Raw genomic sequence first — 19,595 nt, forward strand, 5'->3', positions numbered from 1 at the left:
TTGGATCAGCGGGCCGCGCGACGAAGACGGGCCGGACAACGAAGTCGGCTACGCGGGGTATCGGTTCAACTGCGAGGAGCAGATCTACTGCGTGCGCTTCAGACACTACAGCCCACGGCTGGGGCGGTGGCTGGAGAGAGATCCGGCGGGGTATGTGGATGGGGGGAGCCTGTATGAGTATGTACGGTCAAGCCCGGTTCGTTACAACGACCCGTTCGGTCTAGAGTGTTGTGACTCTGTTCTCGACCGTATTTGTAATGCACAGGAGGCGGTACGCAACAATTGCGGTCCATTTATTGCTGATGTTGATGACCTCCTTATGCAGATATCACTCGGCCTACTGGCGGCTGGAGTTGGCACTGAAGGAGGACGATACTTGGGCGACAAAATTGGGAAAGCGGCGGCAGATAAGTCTGCAAGAGTTAGGCCTGATTTGAGGGAAGGAATGTCGTCCATCGAAAAATCTATTGCAGATGGTGATTTGAATGCAAAGGGAAAGTCACTTCAGAAAGGTGCAAAGGCAGCCAAGGCAGCTGGCAATGCTATTGGGGCTGTTGGAGTTCTCCTTGATACCGCGATCGGTGTTGATGCAGTGATCGAAGGTGACAATGAAGGAGCCACATCCGCCTTTTCATCTGCCGCGTTGGGCATCTTGGCATTTACGAACCCTGTTGCTGCCGCAGCTGCTGTGGGTGGTGCTGCGGGACTTTACTGGATTGACCGAAATGTACTAGGTCCTGCAAGGAATGCAGATGAACAGTCAAGACGTAGAACGTGCGCTTTAAATTTACAGGGGCTCCTGAATCTCCTCGGAGAGCATCCGGAATGCGCTGAAAAACTTGGAACCTGCCCATGAGCCTGTTCTTTTCCGACAATCATGATGAAACGGCTGCTTGGACTGGCGATTTCGCAAAGATACCTCTGGGTTCTAATTTTGCGTTGAATTTCGACAGCGGTGCTCTTGGCACATATCACATAAAAACTCAAGGGCTGTACTACACAATTATTTACGCAATCCCAGGCATTGTCCTCGTCGGGTTTGCGATTTATGCATTCTTGACGCGAAGTAACACCGAATCATTTTCTACTTTTTTATCGTTATGCGCTTTGGGAATGGCAGGTGTAATCTATGGTGGCTTGCAGTATTTGTGCTATGATGATTTGGTCTTTGATTTTCAGGCAAACATTCTGACATGGAAACGACGAACACTGAGAGGTCGTTCTGAATTTTTTAGTCAATTGGAAGATGTAGTCATATTCCCATGTCGATTCATAAATGTGAAATCTGGATTTAAGCCCATTGTGGGAATGGCTGTGGTAGTATCAGGTCGGCCAAATTTGGCGCTGCTCTTTGCGACTCGGCGAAGTGACGCATTGAAAAGGTACTGCGATCATCTTCCGTCTGAGGTTCAGCCGTTAATTAAAAACGACGAGACGATGCCAGGGGTGTTTGTATCCAGAATGTGCGGCCTCTATTTTTAGCGTATTTCGTTGCCAGTCAGATTCCAGCCGCCGCTGGAGTATGTCCACGACGCCTGGAACCGGCTTGTGTCGATCACGCGGCAGCCGGGGTCGGTGCTGCGCGGGTCGTACGAATACAACGGGCTCAACTGGCGGACGCTGCGACGCTACGACTCGGGCGCGACGCAGGCGACAGCGGTCGATGACGAGCGGATCTATTATTACTCGGCGGCTTGGCAGGTGCTCGAAGAACACGTCGATGAAGATTTCGGGACCTCAGCGGGAACGGACCGGATCGTCCAGCAGGTCTGGGGCGTGCGGTACATCGACGACGCGGTGCTGCGCCGCCTGGACCGCAACGCCGACGGCGACGGGATCGGCTGTACCAAGGCTATAAAAGGCGTCAAAATCATGGTGCTGGTCGATGCACGAGGCATGCCTGTTGCGGTCGATACCGCGTCAGCAATCCCCGTGAAAGCAAGCTCGTGCAAGGTCTGTTTGATTTCATCCTCACCCGGGTGACGCCCGATCGGCTCATCGGCGACAAGGCCTACGGCAGCGATGCGCTCGATGACCAACTCGCGGCTGAAGGCACCTATCTGTTTGTGCCGCACCGCAGGAATCGCAAGCCGGAGCATGTCACGCAGGACGGGAGAAGCCAGCGACGGTATAAACGCAGATGAACCGTGGAACGCACGATCGCGTGGTTCCAGATCTATCACCGACTCTGCACCCGAAATGAGAAGTCTGCCACGCTGCTTCTTGGACTCCTCCACCTCGGATGCTCAATCATTCTCATCAAACAGGCTCACGGATGGGATTTAGTTACTGAGATCGAGCCTTGCCCGTTGACTGTCGACCGCCGATGGCTGCGTTGCTTCCTCCCGATGATCGATCATTCGCGATGAATAGCACCCGCTCCAGCAACCTAATTGCCTCCTTCACCGGAGGCCTTTGAGCATAGTTCCCATGCTTTCTGACACTGTGTCGCGTCCGCGAGCGGTTGTCTGGACAGCCGGGACCCAATGTATGCACCCTCATTGCTAGCTGATTCGACATGCTGAGCGCCAAAATGCTGCATACTCTGGCGTGAAGTCACATGGACTCGCATCACGTCGCGTACGCGCAAGGAGGCACACAGCCATGAAGTTGGTCAATACGAACTCAATCGAAGCCACGTACAACGCCATGTTGGAGATGATGAGTCTCGCGGAGATCGTGGCGGCCGAGATCCATCAATGGGAGCAATTGGCCGCAAGCGGCGCTGTCCCGACGGAGTTGCAAAGAGCATATCTGTTCGACTGGAGAAACCCTGAGGTCTATCAGCGCCAGTTTGAGCAGCTTCGGAACCGAGGCCTTCCAAATCCGGTGCTCAATCTGGCTGCTGTAGTGAAGTCGCTCCGAGGCAATGTACACGCACTCCTAGAGCAACTCAAGTACGCAGCCAGCATGATGGACGATCCAGCCGACCCGCTGCCGAAGCGCTGGTCTGTCCGTGTTCGAGAGTGCTGCAGCGCACTGCTTGGGACCTTGCTCATCGGGCAGGAGCCGCAGTTTCCGCTGAACAATCTGCCATGGCCGGATCAGGGGATCAGCGAGAAACTGCAGAGGCTCATCTTTGAGCTTGACAGGCTTTGGCAACCGCTTAAGTCGTGTCGGAACCACCTGTCCGATGCGGAGCAGCTCGCTGAAGACGACTTCAATGGAGACCCTTCTGGCAGCGAGGGCGACGAAACTGACGGACAGAGCCAGCGTCTTCCGACGCTTCCGCAACTCGGGCCGCACGACAGGCGCGCGTATTTGCTTTACATCACTGGCATGACGCAAACTCGAATTGCTCAGGAGCTTAACAAGGAGTACAAAACCAACTACACCCAGCCCAGAGTCTCCGAGATACTCACGCGAGTAAAGCTTCACGCGGAAGCAGGCGGCGTCTTGGACGAACTCGAGAGTGTGCGTCCAAAATACGAACGCCTTCGAATGAACACCATGGACCCTCGAAACATCGATCAGGGAGGTCGATCAGATCGTCGTTCGCAGTATCTTCTCGTTCGGGAGAGACAGGGTGCCTTCGATAACAACTAGCAAAATGGGGCACTATCGGGCCAGAAAACACTGATTATCAAAGCATATCGGGCAGTATCGGAGGTGATTTTGGCGATACCGCGACGGGAATCCATGAGGGCATATTGCCCGATTTTGGAGTCCCGCCATGAGAGCACCAAGAGTCTTTGAGATCCCGTCACCTTCACCTCAGGTACAGCGCTGGCGACATCACGCTGCGAGCCGCTGGTCTGAGCGTGCATGCACGCTCGGTCCCATACCCAAGCCGGTGAGAGAGGACTGGACCGGCGACAAACCCGGCCCCTTCCAGGCTAATTGCCAGAAGGGGGTGGGCAATGCCTGATCAACTCCCCGCAATTCTGGTCAAGCCCAAGTACATAGAAGACGCACTGAGCATGTGCTCACGCACTGTGTGGGCGCTGACTCGCTGCGGCGCGATCCCTTCTTATCGAGTTGGGCGCAGCATCAGGTACTCGCCCGATGAGGTCCAAGCGTGGGTCCGCGCTGGGTGTCCGACTGAGCCCGGCTCGGGAGCCAAGGTGCGGGCGGGCCTCCATCGGAAGGAGTCCAAATGACAACGCCGACAACTGCCCAATCCTCGACCACGACGGAATCGAACAAGGCCGACGCCCCTGATGGCTCACACCTCACCTCCACGTCACGCTCATTCAACCCCGTCCAGAGAATCCTCGATGCCCTCCGAGCGGCCGGATCCGATCCAAAGCCAAGCGGCGATGGGTGGATTGCGAAGTGCCCAGCCCACGAAGACTCAACGCCTTCACTGAGCATTGCGACAGGCGATGACGGTAGAGCGCTCGTGTTCTGTCATGCGGGGTGCGAAACTGCGAGTGTGGTAGCTGCCATCAGCCTCACGGAGCGTGATCTCTTCCCAGAAGGATCACTCAAAAAGCCAAGCCACCGTCCTAGGACATTCTGGAAATCGCTCGACGATCTTCTAAATGCGGCCAAGCCAACACGGCACTGGGTGTACCGCACCGCAAATGGCGAAGCCTGCGGGCTTGTCCTCCGGTTCGACAGCGCCACAAAAAAGCGGATCCTCCCAGCAAGTGAGTCTGCACGCGGATGGTCCTTTGGAGCAATGCCCAAACCGCGACCGTTGTACAAACTGCCCGCCCTGCTCAATGCTGACCCCTGCGACACCATTATCGTCGTAGAAGGTGAAAAGGCGGCGGACGCTGCGGCGGCCTGCGGTTGGCTCAGTACAACGAGCGCGGGCGGCGCGAAGGCGGCGAAGCACAGTGACTGGTCCGCGCTGGCCGGTCGTGAGGTCGTGATTTTTCCAGACAACGACGAGTCCGGAGAGAACTACGCAACGATAGTCGCGAAGCTAGCGATGGCTGCGGGTGCACGATCGGTGCGCATCATGCGCCTAGTGGAACGCTGGACCCAGCTTGCCAAGGGTGGCGACATTGCTGACATTCTCGAAACCGAAGGCGGCGACGCTGAGAAGGTTCGGGTGATGGTGGACGAACTGATCGCCAAAACACCACCAATCCAACCGTCTGACGCATCGCTGGCTGGCGATGGCGAAGTGCACTTCGACCTCGAAGAATCCTCCGATCGCGAGGCTGCGAGGCTGCGCGTGGTCAGGCTGGCCATGCAGCGCTATCGATTCGGCCGCGACGAACGGGCTGAGCCCTTCGCCGTCGAGACTTCCGGACCAAATCTGGCTCTTCCACTCGACTCTTCTGCATTCCGAGACCGGCTCGCTCGCGCCTATTTCGAGGACTCGCGCATCAGGGGCAAGCCGGAAGCACTGAGCGTTTCAGTCTTGGCTGATTCGATGTTGACGCTCCGAGGCCTGGCATTGGATCATCCCGCTCAGCCGCTCGCACTTCGAGTCGCTGCTTTCGAATCTGGGGTCGTGATTGACCTCGGCACCGCAAATGGCGCGGCTGTCCTCGTGCAACAGACGCAGTGGCGTGTTGTGCCGCGATCTCCAGTGCTGTTCCGCCGCACCGAACTCTCAGGGCAACTACCGATGCCTGAGCGCGGCTCAGGCATCACCCTGTTGCGTAACCTGCTCAACGTGAGCGAAGAGACGTGGCCACTGCTCTTGGGCTGGATGATCGCGTCCTTTCTCCCAGACATTCCGCACCCGATCTTGCTCGTCGGCGGCATGCAAGGTACCGGGAAGTCCACCGCGGCGAAGCTGGTCTTGCAGCTCATTGACCCCAGTCCGGCCCCATTGAGATCGCAGCCCTACAACCCCGAAGCATGGGCTGTCGCATGTGCAAACAGTTGGGCGTTCGCCGTTGACAACGTCAGCAAGATACCCGATTGGTGGTCCGATGCACTCTGCAAGTCATGCACTGGCGATGCCTGGGTGGGTCGAAAACTCTTCACCAACGACTCCGTGGCAGTGATGGCATTTCGGCGTGCCGTGGTACTGACTTCGATTGACACTGGTTCATTGCGTGGCGACCTCGCCGACCGACTCGTCATGGTCGATCTGGAGCCCATCTCAACCCATCGCCGACAGCCTGAGAAAGGGCTGATCGCGGACTACAACCGACTCCAGCCGAAAATCTTCGGAGCCCTGCTCGACCTCATAGCCACGGTGTTGGCTGCGTTGCCAAGCGTGGAACTCAAGGAACTGCCAAGAATGGCAGATTTTGCCCGCGTGTTGGCCGCCATGGATAGCGCGATCGGAACGCGAGCGTGCGAGATCTACGCCCGACAGTCGGATCGCCTGGCTCAAGATGTCGTCGAGTCGAGCGAAGTCGCCATCGCCCTCCTGGAGTTCATGCGTGAACGTACCGAATGGTCCGGCACCGCTGGTCTGTTGTTGGAAGAACTGGCATCAGACGATCGATCCAAAGACTGGCCTCGATCGGCTCGCGGCATGGCTGGCGCCTTAAAGCGTTTGGCACCCGCCCTGTCGGCCCATGAACTTGATGTGCATCCACCGTCCCCGACGGACAAGCAGCGCATCTGGCGGATTTCAAAACGAACCGCCCGAGCCGCCCAACCGCCCGAGGAAGCACGAATTGACTCTGCCATCTCCATTCGAGAGTCGGGCGGTGAGTACCTTCCAACCGCCCAAGGAGCATAACACCGCCCACGAACCGCCCCATCAACAAGCCGCCCAGACCCCTTGAAAGCGATGCCTTGGGCGATTGGGCGGTTCGGGCGATTGTCTCTCCACGCGTGTGAAACAAGCACAACAACTCCAGCATTCGGTATACTGGCCGAAGCGACGAAAGGACCCGACGATGAGTAAAACGAAGCAATCTCGAAGGCAAAGAACCAAAGGAAGCGGCTCGCTCTTTCGCAAGACCGAGAACGGATCTTGGATCGCACGCTTTTGGGATCATCGAGGCCTGCGACGCGAGCACGCGACACGCACAAGCGACAGACAAACCGCAGAGCGGATTCTGAACCGACTGATCGCTGAAGACCGACTCCGTCGAGACGGCGTGATCGACCCGCGGCACGACCGTTTCGCAGCCGAAGGTCGCAAGCCAATTACTGAGCACATCTCGGCGTACATCGCTCACTGTCGCCATGCTGGCCAATCTCCACATCACGTGGCCCAGAAAGAAACGCATCTCGAAGCCATCGTCGCAGGCAGCAAAGCCAACCGGCTGACCGAACTAACCGCTGACTCACTGGAAATGCACCTGTCTTCGCTCAAGGAAAGCGGGCGCTCTGCTCGGACGATCAACTTCGCCCGTCAGATCGCCGTCGCTTTCTATGCCTGGTGCGTCAAAACCGGCCGGGCGGAGGCGAACCCCCTCAAAGTGGTTCCGAAGCAAGATGAATCGCGTGATCGGCGAAGAGTCCGCCGTCCGCTCACAGTTGATGAACTGTCGCGGCTACTCGAGGTCGCACGCGTTCACGGGCGTGAAGCCTGGTACTTGGCGGCCGCACTGGCTGGATTGCGCAAGGGAGACATGCGGCGGCTGCAATGGAGAGACGTGGACTTCATCAACTCGACCTTGACAATCCGCCATGGTAAAGCCAAACGACAAGACGTGATTCCGATGCACTCTCAACTCGCCGAGGCATTGCGTCAGCGCTTCAATGAACAACCTGCGCTCCCAACTGCTCATGTGTGGTCAACCACGGTCACTGATCAGACTCGCCAAAAGGACTTCCTGCGAGCCGGTATCGCTCGTCGCGTGGTTGTGCTCGATAACGATGGGCAGCCGGTCAAAGTGGGCTCTGGAAGTCGAACTCGAGTGAAGACTCGCATAGTCGCTGAGGATGAAGAGGGCCGGGTAATCGACCTGCACGCACTACGAACAACACTCGGCACCCAACTTGCCCGCGCGGGAGTGCCGCCACAGATCGCCCAGCGAATCATGCGTCACAGCGACTACCGCACAACGCAGAAGCACTACACGGTCCTGGGATTGACCGATACGGCTGCGGCTGTCGAACGGCTTCCTGCGATCTCAATCGGGCAGCCCACGATGCGAGCAACCGGCACTCTCGCAGCGGATCCAAGTACCCCCCCACCATTCTGCCACCCTATGGGGTGCAAAACAGCGCCAAATGATGCGTCACGGTGCGACAAAGCCTCGCCGACTGCCGCTCGCTCAGGAAGCACAAAACCCCTGCAAATGCAAGGGTTTTTTCGTGCAACTGCGGAGATTTGTGCAAAGCGGGCGAACGGACTCGAACCGTCAACATTCAGCTTGGAAGGCTGACGCTCTACCATTGAGCTACGCCCGCAAGGTCGGGTCCATTGTATCCTGTTGCTTTCCCGTCGCCAACCGGCGGCGATCACACGTGTTCGCGTCGAGGGCCGCACCATGTTTCATCGAATAACCGCCCATGTCTTGGCTGTCCTGCTCACAGGTGTTCTCGGGGTCGCCGCCTCGGGTCGGACGGATGCGTCTGCCGTCGAACCGCCTGTGACGGTGGCCGAAACAAGCGACTTTGCCCGCACCGGTCGCTACGACGATGTGCAGGCCTTTCTCGCGGCGCTCTCCGAGCAGTCTCCTCTGATTCACCTCGACTCCATCGGCACGACCAACGAAGACCGTTTGATTCCGCTGGCGATTCTTGCCGATCCCCCTGTCACATCGCCCCAGGATGTCGGCAACCGCCTCGTCGTCCTTCTCTTTGGCAACATCCACGCCGGAGAGGTCTGTGGCAAAGAAGCCCTGCAGATGCTCGCCCGCGATATCGCACTCGGCGACGAAGACCGACGCGCCATCCTCAAAGATCTGGTGATCTGCTTCGTACCGATCTACAACGCCGACGGCAACGAACGATTCAGCCCGACCAACCGCCCCGGCCAGGTCGGACCCGAAGAAATGGGCATCCGCGCCAACGCACAAGGCCTCGACCTCAATCGCGACTATGTCAAACTCGAAGCGCCCGAGACCCGCGCTCTCGTCCGATTCTTCAACACATGGGATCCCGCCGTTGTGGTCGATACGCACACGACCAATGGCTCGCGGCATCGCTACACACTGACCTATCAGGGCCCCAAGCACCCCGCAGGCGATGCAGCGATCATCGAGTATGTGCGCGACACGATGCTGCCCGCTGTCGACAAGGCATTTGAAGAGAAAACCGGATACCACGCGTTTTACTACGGCAACTTCGCCGAGCAGCACACGAAGTGGACGACCTACCCCGCCCAGCCTCGCTATGGTGAAGGCTACCTGGGCGTGCGCAACCGGCTCGCCATTCTCTCCGAAGCCTACTCCTACGCGCCCTTTGCCGACCGCGTCAAAGCAACATACGCCTTCTGCGACGAGATCCTGCGGTTCTCAGCCGTGAACGCCAGGCCGATCCGCGATCTCATTCGTGCTGCCGATCGACGCACCATTGATGCCGGTCGCCAGCCGGACGGCTCGTCCCTTGTCTCGCTCGATAACAAACCTGAGGCGTTCTCTGACAAAGTGACCGTTCTGGGCTATATCGAGCGCGATGAGAACGGCAATCGTATCGAATCGAATGAACCCTTCGACTACGAAGTCGAACTGATCAACAACTTCGTCTCGACCCTCGATGTCGCCCGCCCGTGGGCGTACACGTTCCCGGCGGAATACGAATGGCTCGCGACGCTGCTTGGGCATCACGGCATCCGCGTCGAAGTGCTGCGCGAAGACATCGAAGTCGATATCGAAGCCTACTCGATCGACGAGCACCAGAAGGCGACTCGCGCCTTTGAAGGCCATCACATGGTCCGCACTGTTTCTGTCAGTGCCGCTGCGCGCTCGCACAGGCTCATGGCCGACTCGTACATCGTCCGCACATCGCAGAAACTCGGCACGCTCGCGTCAATCCTGCTCGAACCGCAAAGCACCGATGGCCTGGTTGCCTGGAACTTCTTCGACGACGCGCTCGACTCAGGCTCGGAGTTTCCGGTCGTGCGCATCCCGAGTCGAGCGTATCTGACGCTACGCGACGCCCGCCCGCTTGCTGAAGATCGCACCATGGGACGGCGATTGTCGTACGACGATGTGCACGGCTCTGCACGCCTGAACCTCAGCGGCTCGGCGGTCAGCGGGTTGAGTTGGCACGATGATGAGCACTTTCTGCAGCGCAAGGATGGGCAATTGCTCAAGGTCCACGCCGTCACCGGCCGCGCCGAACCACATGAACTCCCCCCCACGGACGCCGTCGCCGAATCTCTCGCTGCGCTGCCCACCATCGACTCCAGGACCGCTGCCGATCTGGCGCGGCGGCACTTTGCGCGCATCGACGACAGCGAGGCGGGTCAGGTTTTTGAGCATCAGGGTGATCTGTACTTCGCCAAGCGCGACGGCTCGCACGCCATCCGCCTCACGGCTTCGCCCGAGCGGGAAGACTTTGCGCAACTTTCGCCCGACGGGCAGTTCGTCGCCTTCGTACGAAGCAACAACCTCTGGGTTGTTGATGTCATGACCGCAACAGAGCGAGCGATTACGACCGGTGGTTCAGACACGCTTCGGCATGGTCGCCACTGCTGGCTCTATTTCGAAGAACTCTACAGCCGCAACTGGCGAGCGTTCTGGTGGAGCCCCGACAGCCAGCACGTGGCGTACTTCATCACCGACACCGCCGCGCTGCCTGTCTTCACCATCGTCGATGACAACCCTCGTCCTCATCGCGTCGAGACGGAGCGCTGGTCTCGCCCCGGCGAACCGAACCCGCATGTCGAAGTCGCCATCGCATCGCGCGCGGGCGGCGAACCCCAGCGCGTCAATCTCTCCCACTATGACCATGGCTCGTATCTCGTCTCGTCGATACACTGGTCGAAATCTACGGGTCGCCTGCGACTCACCGTACAGGATCGCGTCCAGACATGGCTCGATCTGCTTGACGTGGCGCACTCCGGCGGCGAGCCGGTCACTCTGATGCGAGAAACCACCCAGGCATGGGTCGAGCCTCAGGGCGCACCGCACGAACTCAAGGACGGCTCATTTATCCTCCCCAGCGAACGCGACGGGTACAAGCATCTCTACCTCTTCAACAAGGATGCTTCACTCAAGCATCGCATCACTGAAGGCCCCTGGGAAGTGCGGCGCGTTGTGCATGTCGATGAGGACAACGCTGTTATCTACTTCGAAGGCACCGCCGACGCTTCGACCCAGATCCACTTCTACCGCGTGAATCTTGATGGCTCGGCGATGGAACGCCTCACGCCCGCTGGGGGGTCACACCGCGTGCAGATCAACCCCGCTGGCACGTACTTCATTGATACATGGTCCGACATCGACATCCCGACGCGCGTGACGCTTCGCGATGTGAGCGGCACTCTTGTCCGCACGCTCGACACCAACCCTGTCTATGAACTCGAAGAATGGGACCTCGGCCGCATTGAACGTGTGCAGGTCGCTTCGGCCAAGGGTAATGATCTGGAAGTTCGCATCACATACCCGCCCGACTTTGACCCATCCCGCAGGTACCCGATCTGGTTCCAGACCTATGCTGGTCCCGGCGCTCCATCCGTCACCGATTCTTGGTCGGGCGGGCGTCTTTCGGATCGGCTGCTGGCTCAACTTGGCATCATTGCTGTGCAAGGCGACCCGTACCCCGCCAGCGGCAAGGGTGCTGTGTCCGCATGGACCGCATACAAGCAACTCGGCGTGCGCGAACTTGAAGACATCACTGAAATCATCACCTGGATCACCAGCCACCCCTGGGCCGACTCAACTCGAGTCGGCATCGCGGGGCATAGTTATGGCGGGTTCATGACTGCGTTTGCCATGACCAATTCCACGCTGTTCTCGGCAGGGATCTCGGGCGCTCCCGTGACCGAGTGGTACGAATACGACTCCATCTACACCGAACGCTACATGCTCACGCCACAGATGAACCCCGAGGGCTACCGCCGCACGAGTGCCGTGCGTGCTGCTGGCAATCTCAGCGGACGCCTTCTCCTGCTCCATGGCATGATGGATGATAACGTGCACCTTCAGAATGCTGTGCGACTGACCGACGCTCTTGTGCGCGCCGACAAGCAGTTTGAGATGTTCTACTACCCCGGTCGGCGGCATGGCCTTTCCGGAAGGCACTATTCCCGCCTCGTCCACGATTTCATTCTGCGCACCATGACGCCCGAACTTATCGTGCCTGCTGAGTCATCGACGCATGAACGCGATTCAGAATCAGGTCTTGTCGATGAACCATCGCCTCTGGGCCCCTGATGTTCATTCGAGCACCTGTGCCAACGCCTCGATATTCTCGCGCATCACGCTCAGGTAGTCCCCACGCTCCGGCCTCGATTCGCACGGGCGAAACACGACGCTTCTGGCTCCGAAGCGCTGTGCAAACCCCCGCGCATTGGCTTCGCTCGGTTCATCTTCCCACAGCACGATCAGATGCTTGTCAGAGGTTGCCGCCAGATCCTCTTCGACGTGCTCCCAGTCGTGCGATGTGAGCACATCATCGGGCTCGATGCCGAGATTGATAACCTCCCAGCCGTAACGCCGACCAATGTAGTTGTACGACGGATGCGACGCAACGATGATCACCGAAGCCATCTTTGATGCGAGCGATTCAAGCGACGCATTCAACTCGATGAGGTCGCGACGCAGTTCGCCGGCGTTGCGCCGAAACTCGGCATCGTGTTCCGGCCACGTATCGACCATCGCTTCAAGAATCGCCTGCGACTGCTCGATCGCATTGATCGGATCCAGCCATGTGTGTCCGTCGATTCCTTCATGCGAGTGCTCCCCGCCGGGTCCGTGGCTGTGAGTCACAGCGTTGGCATGCACAATCAAAGGCGAAGTCAGTCTTGCCGTCGTGTCCACGATGCGACTGCGCGGCAGCGGAGCCGTTCCCACCCACTCCTCAAATGACGCACCATTCACAATGATGAGCGACGCTGACTGCATTGCCTCCATCGCGGAGCGATCGGGCCTCCACGACGCCGGATCTTCGTCATCGGGAAGGAAGCACCGCACTTCGACCTTGCCCCCCGCGATGCGTTCGGCCCAGTACTGCGTCGGATAGAACGTCGTCACCACTCCGGTCGAGGATGCGGCCGATTCAGGTTCCTTCTGCACATCAGAAGGCGCAGGCTTTGAGCACGACAGCATCGCAAGCGATCCTGCAACCAGCAACCCGCTCAACACCGTACGACGATCAATCATGGCTACCCCCGAACTGAAATTGTTTGCAATCCATTCGTCACAGCAGCGCAATAATATCCGGAGCTCGCAATGCCAGCCCCGCCGCGCACACAACCGCGAGCAGGAGCCCTGCTGCCACCAGGCTCGCAATCTCAAGCCCGAATGTCATCGGAACAAAGAATCTATCGCACCCGATGCGGTGCATCGTGAGCCATTCGCGCTCGCGCGACCGCACCGAAAACATCACGATCAACCCCATCAAAAACACGCTCACAACAATCAGTACCACTGACACCGCATCAATCACCGACTTAATCCGAAGTACATATGACAACAACTCGTCAATCACTCGGCTCGGCACCACCATTTGCTCTGTCCGAGACAGATTGACCTGAGTCGAAAGGATTGTCGCCGACTTGGCATCACGCGGCACAACAATCACGCTCGTCAGTGGTAGATCCTTCGGATTCGCATGCAGGTGATACGCAGCAACTGTCTCCTCCGTCACTTCGTTGTACTCGATCATCGCTCCGCTCACAGCAACATGAGACCCATCACGTTGAAGAATCATTCGTGTATCCCGAATCTCTCGCGGATTGTCGTGCCCGTGAATGATGCCTGATAACAGCCACGATGTCGCGATATCCACGATCACCGCGTCATCATCGGGTGTACCAGCGCGCTCAAGCACCCCCACCACGCGCAGTCTGATGGCTGGGGGCCTGGAAATATCGAAGGCTTCCATCTGATCTGAGTAGATCGTGTCGCCGACATCCAGTTTTTCGCGTGCTGCAACGGATGCCCCAAGTACAGCCTCGCCCAATGCAAGTGGCCACGTTCCCGCCGCCACACGCAGCCGCCGCAGTTCCCGGTATTCCGGACTCGTACCAACCACAGGATGCCCGCGTGCCGAGTACTCCGTGTTCATCGGGATCGCGATTCCCAGTCGCATCGCGTTAATCTCGTCAATGACCCCAAATCGCACCTGCGGCACCGGGGCTCGCCGAAAGTGCGTTGTCGTCAGCACAAGATCAAACCGCGAACCCCGGGCGCCCATCACGAGTGGCGTATCGACCGCGCGCTGCCGCAAGGATTGCTCATATCGATCCAGCAACAAATTCGTTGCCAGCGGCAGCCCCGCTGTCAGCGCGAAGCACGCGATGAGAATCGCACTCTGAAGCAGATTCGCACGAATATGCCGAATCGCAATGAACAACGCGCCTCTCATCGCGACACCGCCTGAGCATGCTCACTCAGATCGATCACTCGGTCGAACTTCGAAAGCACGCTGTGATCGTGCGTCACGACAAACAGGGATGCGCCTACAGCCATGCTCGCCGAGATGAGCAAATCGAGCACGGCCTTGGCGTTCCTGGGGTCGAGACTGCCCGTCGGTTCGTCCCCGATGACCAGCACCGGCTTCATGATGAGCGATCGACACACCGAAACTCTCTGCCGCTCACCCTGCGAGAGCCGGCGCGGAGGCCTTGCCAATAGACTCGATATTCCCAGCGACTGCGCAAGTTCGTGCGCGCGCTCGCGCACTTCCCGAGTCAATCTGAGTCCCCCGGACAATCTGAATGGGAGCAGGATGTTCTCAATCGCGCTCAAGTAGTCGAGCAGTTCGAACTCCTGAAACACCATCCCGATCTTTCGCAGCCGCGCCGCACGTCGAGCACTCTCTCCGAGATCCGAAATCCGTTCGCCATCGAGCTCAATCCATCCAGCGTCGGGTCGCAGAACCCCCGAAATAAGGTTGATCAGCGTCGTCTTCCCGCAACCGCTCGGCCCAACGCACGCCACACGCTCGCCGCGCGCGATCAACAATTCATCCAGCCTAAGCGCGAAATTCTCGCCGTACGCGAACTCGATCCCATGCGCCTCAATAACCGCTTGTCTCATATTTCCCCATCCGGAAACCACAGAGGCCTGGCTGGACCGCGGTTCTCAGGCATCACCGGATCGATCCGGTTCTGCTCCAGCACGCGATGCGAAAGGATGCGCCAGCCTCGCTCGCGATGCGCCACCACATATTCCGCAAGATACTCATTCGTTCTTCGGTGCGAGTGTCCAGCGTGATACACGACGCCATCGACCTGCCACCTCGCCCGCGCGGTGAACCCCGGCGTCGACCCCGCGAGCATGCCAATTGACAGAATCTCAGTTTCCATCAGCCGCACCGCCGACACACGACTGACCGCGCCGCCTTCTTCATACATAATCAGGCTGCGATAAATCTGGTCATACAGCGTTTCAAGCAGTTCGCCATCCACACTTCGCGCCAGGGCGTCGTAGATCTCGCTCTGCGTTTCATAATCAAACGCACGATAGATATTTCCATGTAGAGGCGTAAAGATCGCAACCGCTTCTGATTGCGTCGGCATCCCGTCGGAAGCGCCCGCGCCAAAATCCATCGATCCGCGACTGCCGATTACTGGCGCAGACGCAAAGCACGCAAGGGCCAGCAACATCCAACCGCGTTTGCGCCCCTTGCTGGCAAGCCCGACGACAAGTCCCGCGCAACCCGCAACTGCCGCACCCAACGCCAGCACCGGGATTCGCCGCTCCACTGCCTCATCAAACTCGGGCACAGTCTCGAAACGTTCCTCCCGTGTCAATCCAGTGCCATGCCATGTGCGCTCAGGCTCGTCCTGCGTGAACTCCAGAATGTCGACCAGCCCCTCGGCCGACAGTTGCATCTCCACCACAATCGGAGGAAGTGTTTCTCCGGGTTCCACATCCGCAAGCACATTGGGTGGATATCCGCTCCATTTGAATCGAACCGATCTCGGATGGCTCTTGGCGGGATAGGTCAACTCGATCCGCGCCCGTAGCAAGCCCCGCATGCCCGATCGCGGGAACAGTGGCAGGTTTTCCACCTCCGGCCTAAGCATCTCGAATCCCGCGATCACCGGCGACACTTCGACCCCGTCAATCTCCACGATTGTGCGATGCAGAAAGTGCTCGCTCAGCGAAAGTCGCAGGGCATCCTCTTCGACCTCGTGCACCGCGTCGGTCGATTCGCGATAGAACGGCATTTCCTCGTCGATAAACGCCAGATTGATCATGACGCCAATCCGCACGCCATCTTCGTCGATCACGATCCGAATGTCCGCATGCGGCCCGTCCTGTGGGTGCAGCAATGCCGCCTGCACGGGCAACTGGCCGAAGCACAACATCGCTGCAATGGCAATCAAGAGACGCACAGGCAAAGTCTATGGCCGGGCAAAGTTCGGGGTGTCATTGAGGAGCACCTTCAGATTCCTGTACTTCCCAGTTGCGGAATGTGGTACACTTTGCCGTACGTTTATCGTCCGGTCAACCGCTGAGTGCAAGGAGTGCTCTTCCGATGAGATTTTCTCGTGCCTTTTCATATGGTGTCGTCGCCCTGCTCGCCGTTCCCGCCTGCCTCGCAGCGGAAGAGAAGATCAGCGCCTCTCCGATTGCTGACGCTCTCCAGATGGTCTCTGAAGATGTCAGGATCTACAACGACCACCTGACGATTCTCGCCAGCCCGTACATGGAAGGCCGCGTCCCCGGTTCCAAAGGCATGGAACGCGCCATGGAGTATGTCGAGTACTACTTCAAGCAGTACGGCGTCGAGCCTGCCTTCCCCACCACCCGCACAGGAAGTGACGGCAGCGAGATTGTCACGCCGCGTTCGAGTTTCCGCCAACCCTTCCCGCTTGGCGGAACGACCGCCGTCACCAACCAGAGTCTCTCGATCAATGTCAACGGTCGCACGCTGACCTTCCGCGCCGATGAGGATTACTCCGTCACCGGGCTCGGCGCGTCGGGCGAGGTTGAGGCTCCGATGGTGTTCGTCGGGTACGCGATCAATGAAGGCCCGGATGGGTATTCGAGTTTTGCCGAGGGCGACGATCTGAGCGGCAAGATCGCGCTGGCCTTGCGGTTTGAGCCGGTCGATGCCGAAGGACGCAGCCGCTGGTCGGGCAATGCCGGCTGGAGCAATCGCGCCAACTTCGCGGCCAAGATGCGGGCGCTGGCCGCTCGCAATCCTGCCGGCGTGATCATCATCAATCCGCCGGGCACCACCGATCCGCGTGCCGGTTCGCTGATGACCATCGAGCAGACTGGAGGCCGAGGCATCGAGGTTCCGGTCATGATGATGACCATCGAAGCCGGGCAGCGTCTTGTTCAGGCTGCGGATTCTTCCGGGCGCACGCTCGATGACCTTCGCAAGCTTGCCGACGAGGGCCGCGCGATCATCGACCTCAACGGCAAGGCCAGTATGGCTGCAACGATCGAGCGTCAGTCGCTCATGGCCGAGAATGTCGGCGGGCTCATCCCGGGCAAGGGCGATCTCGCAGACGAGTACATCGTGGTCGGTGCGCACCTCGACCATATCGGCATGGGGTACTTCGGCTCGCGCTCGGGGCCGGGCGAAATGCATCCCGGTGCTGACGACAACGCTTCGGGTTCGGCGGCGATCATGATGATGGCCGACAAGATCAAGCGCGCATACGACGCCATGCCCCCCGATGCAAGTGCCCGTTCAATTCTCGTGATTGCGTTCAGCGGCGAGGAATCGGGGCTCAATGGCTCGCGTTTCTATGCCAACAACCCCATCGTCCCCATCGACGATCATGTGCTCATGATCAACTTCGACATGATCGGGCGCATCGTCAACGGGCGCCTGAGCGTTACGGGCTATCACACAGGCGAAGGTATGAAAGAATGGCTCCAGCCTTTCTTTGCCGATACGCCTCTCACCGTGGTTCAATCTGACCGCATGAGCGGCGCGAGCGATCACACGTCATTCGTCAATCGCCAGGTTCCGGTGCTCTTTGGCATCATCGCCGACTTCCATTCTGAGTATCACACCCCGCGCGATGTCAGTTCGATGATCAATCGCGTCGGGGCGGTTGATACGCTCAATCTCTTTACCAAGATCACTCTTGCCGCTGCGACCAGGCCCGAGCGGTTCTCGTTCGTCTCGACAAGCACCGCGCCGCGTGAGCGGCAGGGTGGCCAGGCGGCCGGCCCGCGTGTCCGTTTCGGCATCATGCCCGGCTATGTTGAGAATGACGAGATCGGAGGCGTGCTCATTGAGGATGTCACGGCCGATGGAACCGCCGACAAGGCCGGCATCAAGGCTGGCGACCGCCTCGTCCGCTGGGACGGGCAGAAGATCGCCGACATCTACGGCTGGATGGAATCGCTCGGCAAGCACAGCCCCGGCGACAAGGTCATGGTCGGCGTCCTTCGCGACGGGACCGAAATCTCGGTCGAAGTCGAGTTGCAGGGCCGTTGAGCCGCGACCGCGAGTTTGACTCCAATGCCCAGGGACTTTGGTCCCTGGGCATTTTCGTTCTTGTGGCGCTGAAACCGAAGACCCTACACTCCAAAACACCTGCCGCCGGCTTGTCGGCATCGAAAGGGGGCAACCGTGGATATCTGGAAGAAACTGCGCGGCGAACTCGTCGACATTATTCAATGGCCCGAGGACAACCCGCAGACACTGGTCTGGAAGTTCCCTCGCTTCAACGACGAAATCAAGAACGGCGCGCAACTCATCGTGCGGCCCGGGCAGGCAGCCGTCTTCGTCGATCAGGGATGCGTCGCCGACGTTTTCCAGAGCGGGCGCTACAAGCTCTCGACCGACAACCTCCCGATCCTTTCGACCCTGCGCGGCTGGGCGTACGGCTTTCAGAGCCCGTTCAAGGCCGACGTCTACTTCGTCGCCACGCGGCTCTTTACCGATCTCAAGTGGGGCACCATGAATCCGGTCATGCTCCGCGATCCCGAGTTCGGGCCTGTGCGGCTTCGCGCGTTCGGCACGTACTCGATGCGCTGCACGCACCCGAGCACACTCATCGCCGAAGTCGCCGGCGCGGGCACGCAGTTCACCGTCGATGGCATTGTCGATCAGCTCCGCAACATGATTGTGTCGCGTTTCAGCAGCATCCTCGGCGAGAGCCGCATCCCGATTCTCGATCTGGCGGGCAACTACGACGCGCTGGGCCAGTTTCTGTCCGAGCGCATCGGGCCTTCGATCGCCGAGCTCGGGCTCGAGCTGCGCAACCTGCTCGTCGAGAACATCTCGCTTCCGCCGAATGTCGAAGAAGCGCTCGACAAGCGTTCGGGCATGGGCATCATCGGCGACCTGAACAAGTACACGCAGTACCAGACCGCGCAGGCCATCGGTGACGCGGCCAAGAACCCCGGCGGCGGCATGGGCGACGCGATGGGGCTTGGCGCGGGCTTTGCCATGGCCCAGCAGATGGCCCAGGCGCTGGCGCCCAAGGCCGACCAGGCTGCACCGCCTCCGATCCCCGGGGCTCTGCACTTCCACATTGTCCTCAACGGGCAACAGGCCGGGCCGTTCAGTCTCGATGAACTGGGCGCTCATGCTGCGCGCGGCTCGCTCACGCCGGCGACACTTGTCTGGAAGCCCGGCCTCCCGCAGTGGACGCCTGCTGCGCAGGTTCCGGCCGTGGCCGCTGTGATCGCCTCGCCCCCACCCGTTCCCGGTTCACCGCCGCCGGTTCCTGAAGCCTGAATCTG

The 19,595-nt window shown here is 59.3% G+C and carries 15 protein-coding genes and 1 tRNA gene; 11 read left to right on the forward strand and 5 right to left on the reverse strand.

The features are described from left to right. From KF757_06210 to KF757_06245, 8 genes are all read left to right on the forward strand, one after another. Nucleotides 1-856 (forward strand): RHS repeat-associated core domain-containing protein (locus tag KF757_06210; GenBank protein MBX3322567.1); only part of this gene is annotated, 856 nt, incomplete at its 5' end. Then, complete coding sequence (locus KF757_06215) at nucleotides 853-1,482, forward strand: hypothetical protein (GenBank protein MBX3322568.1); 630 nt, start codon at nucleotides 853-855, stop codon at nucleotides 1,480-1,482. The genes KF757_06210 and KF757_06215, both read left to right, overlap by 4 nt. Nucleotides 1,483-1,491: 9 nt before the next feature. Further along, nucleotides 1,492-1,983: a hypothetical protein gene (locus tag KF757_06220; GenBank protein ID MBX3322569.1), complete on the forward strand. Its 492-nt coding sequence runs from the start codon at nucleotides 1,492-1,494 to the stop codon at nucleotides 1,981-1,983. After that, nucleotides 1,947-2,144: a hypothetical protein gene (locus KF757_06225; GenBank protein MBX3322570.1), complete on the forward strand. Its 198-nt coding sequence runs from the start codon at nucleotides 1,947-1,949 to the stop codon at nucleotides 2,142-2,144. Before KF757_06220 ends, KF757_06225 begins: the two co-directional genes overlap by 37 nt. A gap of 460 nt (nucleotides 2,145-2,604) precedes the next feature. After that, on the forward strand, nucleotides 2,605-3,546 hold the full coding sequence (locus tag KF757_06230; GenBank protein ID MBX3322571.1) for a hypothetical protein: 942 nt from the start codon (nucleotides 2,605-2,607) through the stop codon (nucleotides 3,544-3,546). 314 nt (nucleotides 3,547-3,860) lie between these two features. Continuing rightward, nucleotides 3,861-4,100: a helix-turn-helix domain-containing protein gene (locus tag KF757_06235; GenBank protein ID MBX3322572.1), complete on the forward strand. Its 240-nt coding sequence runs from the start codon at nucleotides 3,861-3,863 to the stop codon at nucleotides 4,098-4,100. 524 nt (nucleotides 4,101-4,624) lie between these two features. Next, the gene (locus KF757_06240; GenBank protein MBX3322573.1) at nucleotides 4,625-6,601 is read left to right on the forward strand and encodes a hypothetical protein; all 1,977 of its coding nucleotides are present in this window, start codon (nucleotides 4,625-4,627) and stop codon (nucleotides 6,599-6,601) included. A 160-nt stretch (nucleotides 6,602-6,761) separates the two neighbouring features. After that, the gene (locus KF757_06245) at nucleotides 6,762-8,201 is read left to right on the forward strand and encodes a site-specific integrase (protein MBX3322574.1); all 1,440 of its coding nucleotides are present in this window, start codon (nucleotides 6,762-6,764) and stop codon (nucleotides 8,199-8,201) included. Here the strand turns inward: KF757_06245 and KF757_06250 are convergent. After that, nucleotides 8,155-8,226: transfer RNA gene (locus tag KF757_06250), tRNA-Gly, on the reverse strand. The genes KF757_06245 and KF757_06250 overlap by 47 nt on opposite strands. 80 nt (nucleotides 8,227-8,306) lie before the next feature. Here KF757_06250 and KF757_06255 point away from each other — a divergent pair. Further along, on the forward strand, nucleotides 8,307-12,140 hold the full coding sequence (locus KF757_06255) for a DPP IV N-terminal domain-containing protein (GenBank protein ID MBX3322575.1): 3,834 nt from the start codon (nucleotides 8,307-8,309) through the stop codon (nucleotides 12,138-12,140). Nucleotides 12,141-12,143: 3 nt separating this feature from the next. Here the strand turns inward: KF757_06255 and KF757_06260 are convergent, their stop codons facing one another. Genes KF757_06260 through KF757_06275 form a run of 4 tightly spaced genes read right to left on the reverse strand, consistent with a single transcriptional unit; the run spans nucleotide 12,144 to nucleotide 16,273 of the window. Further along, nucleotides 12,144-13,088, reverse strand: coding sequence for a zinc ABC transporter substrate-binding protein (locus tag KF757_06260; GenBank protein MBX3322576.1), 945 nt, complete (start codon nucleotides 13,086-13,088; stop codon nucleotides 12,144-12,146). Nucleotides 13,089-13,125: 37 nt separating this feature from the next. Beyond that, the gene (locus tag KF757_06265) at nucleotides 13,126-14,295 is read right to left on the reverse strand and encodes an ABC transporter permease (GenBank protein ID MBX3322577.1); all 1,170 of its coding nucleotides are present in this window, start codon (nucleotides 14,293-14,295) and stop codon (nucleotides 13,126-13,128) included. Next, nucleotides 14,292-14,969, reverse strand: a complete 678-nt coding sequence (locus KF757_06270; GenBank protein ID MBX3322578.1) for an ABC transporter ATP-binding protein — start codon at nucleotides 14,967-14,969, stop codon at nucleotides 14,292-14,294. Before KF757_06270 ends, KF757_06265 begins: the two co-directional genes overlap by 4 nt. Continuing rightward, nucleotides 14,966-16,273: a hypothetical protein gene (locus tag KF757_06275; GenBank protein MBX3322579.1), complete on the reverse strand. Its 1,308-nt coding sequence runs from the start codon at nucleotides 16,271-16,273 to the stop codon at nucleotides 14,966-14,968. Before KF757_06275 ends, KF757_06270 begins: the two co-directional genes overlap by 4 nt. A gap of 143 nt (nucleotides 16,274-16,416) precedes the next feature. Here KF757_06275 and KF757_06280 point away from each other — a divergent pair, with 143 nt between their 5' ends. Then, a complete protein-coding gene (locus KF757_06280; GenBank protein ID MBX3322580.1) occupies nucleotides 16,417-18,342 on the forward strand; it encodes a M28 family peptidase in 1,926 nt (641 codons plus the stop codon). Between the two features lie 135 nt (nucleotides 18,343-18,477). Beyond that, nucleotides 18,478-19,590, forward strand: a complete 1,113-nt coding sequence (locus KF757_06285; protein ID MBX3322581.1) for an SPFH domain-containing protein — start codon at nucleotides 18,478-18,480, stop codon at nucleotides 19,588-19,590. Nucleotides 19,591-19,595 lie beyond the last annotated feature (5 nt).

It is taken from the genome of Phycisphaeraceae bacterium (assembly GCA_019636795.1).
In the GTDB taxonomy this organism is placed as follows: domain Bacteria; phylum Planctomycetota; class Phycisphaerae; order Phycisphaerales; family UBA1924; genus JAHBWW01.

What these genes read in the sequence shown, in the direction of transcription:
- KF757_06215 (MBX3322568.1), top strand. Translation starts at nt 853, where the DNA reads ATGAGCCTGTTCTTTTCCGACAATCATGATGAAACGGCTGCTTGGACT.
- KF757_06230 (MBX3322571.1), top strand. Translation starts at nt 2,605, where the DNA reads ATGAAGTTGGTCAATACGAACTCAATCGAAGCCACGTACAACGCCATG.
- KF757_06235 (MBX3322572.1), top strand. Translation starts at nt 3,861, where the DNA reads ATGCCTGATCAACTCCCCGCAATTCTGGTCAAGCCCAAGTACATAGAA.
- KF757_06240 (MBX3322573.1), top strand. Translation starts at nt 4,625, where the DNA reads ATGCCCAAACCGCGACCGTTGTACAAACTGCCCGCCCTGCTCAATGCT.
- KF757_06245 (MBX3322574.1), top strand. Translation starts at nt 6,762, where the DNA reads ATGAGTAAAACGAAGCAATCTCGAAGGCAAAGAACCAAAGGAAGCGGC.
- KF757_06255 (MBX3322575.1), top strand. Translation starts at nt 8,307, where the DNA reads ATGTTTCATCGAATAACCGCCCATGTCTTGGCTGTCCTGCTCACAGGT.
- KF757_06260 (MBX3322576.1), bottom strand. Translation starts at nt 13,088, where the DNA reads ATGATTGATCGTCGTACGGTGTTGAGCGGGTTGCTGGTTGCAGGATCG.
- KF757_06265 (MBX3322577.1), bottom strand. Translation starts at nt 14,295, where the DNA reads ATGAGAGGCGCGTTGTTCATTGCGATTCGGCATATTCGTGCGAATCTG.
- KF757_06270 (MBX3322578.1), bottom strand. Translation starts at nt 14,969, where the DNA reads ATGAGACAAGCGGTTATTGAGGCGCATGGGATCGAGTTCGCGTACGGC.
- KF757_06280 (MBX3322580.1), top strand. Translation starts at nt 16,417, where the DNA reads ATGAGATTTTCTCGTGCCTTTTCATATGGTGTCGTCGCCCTGCTCGCC.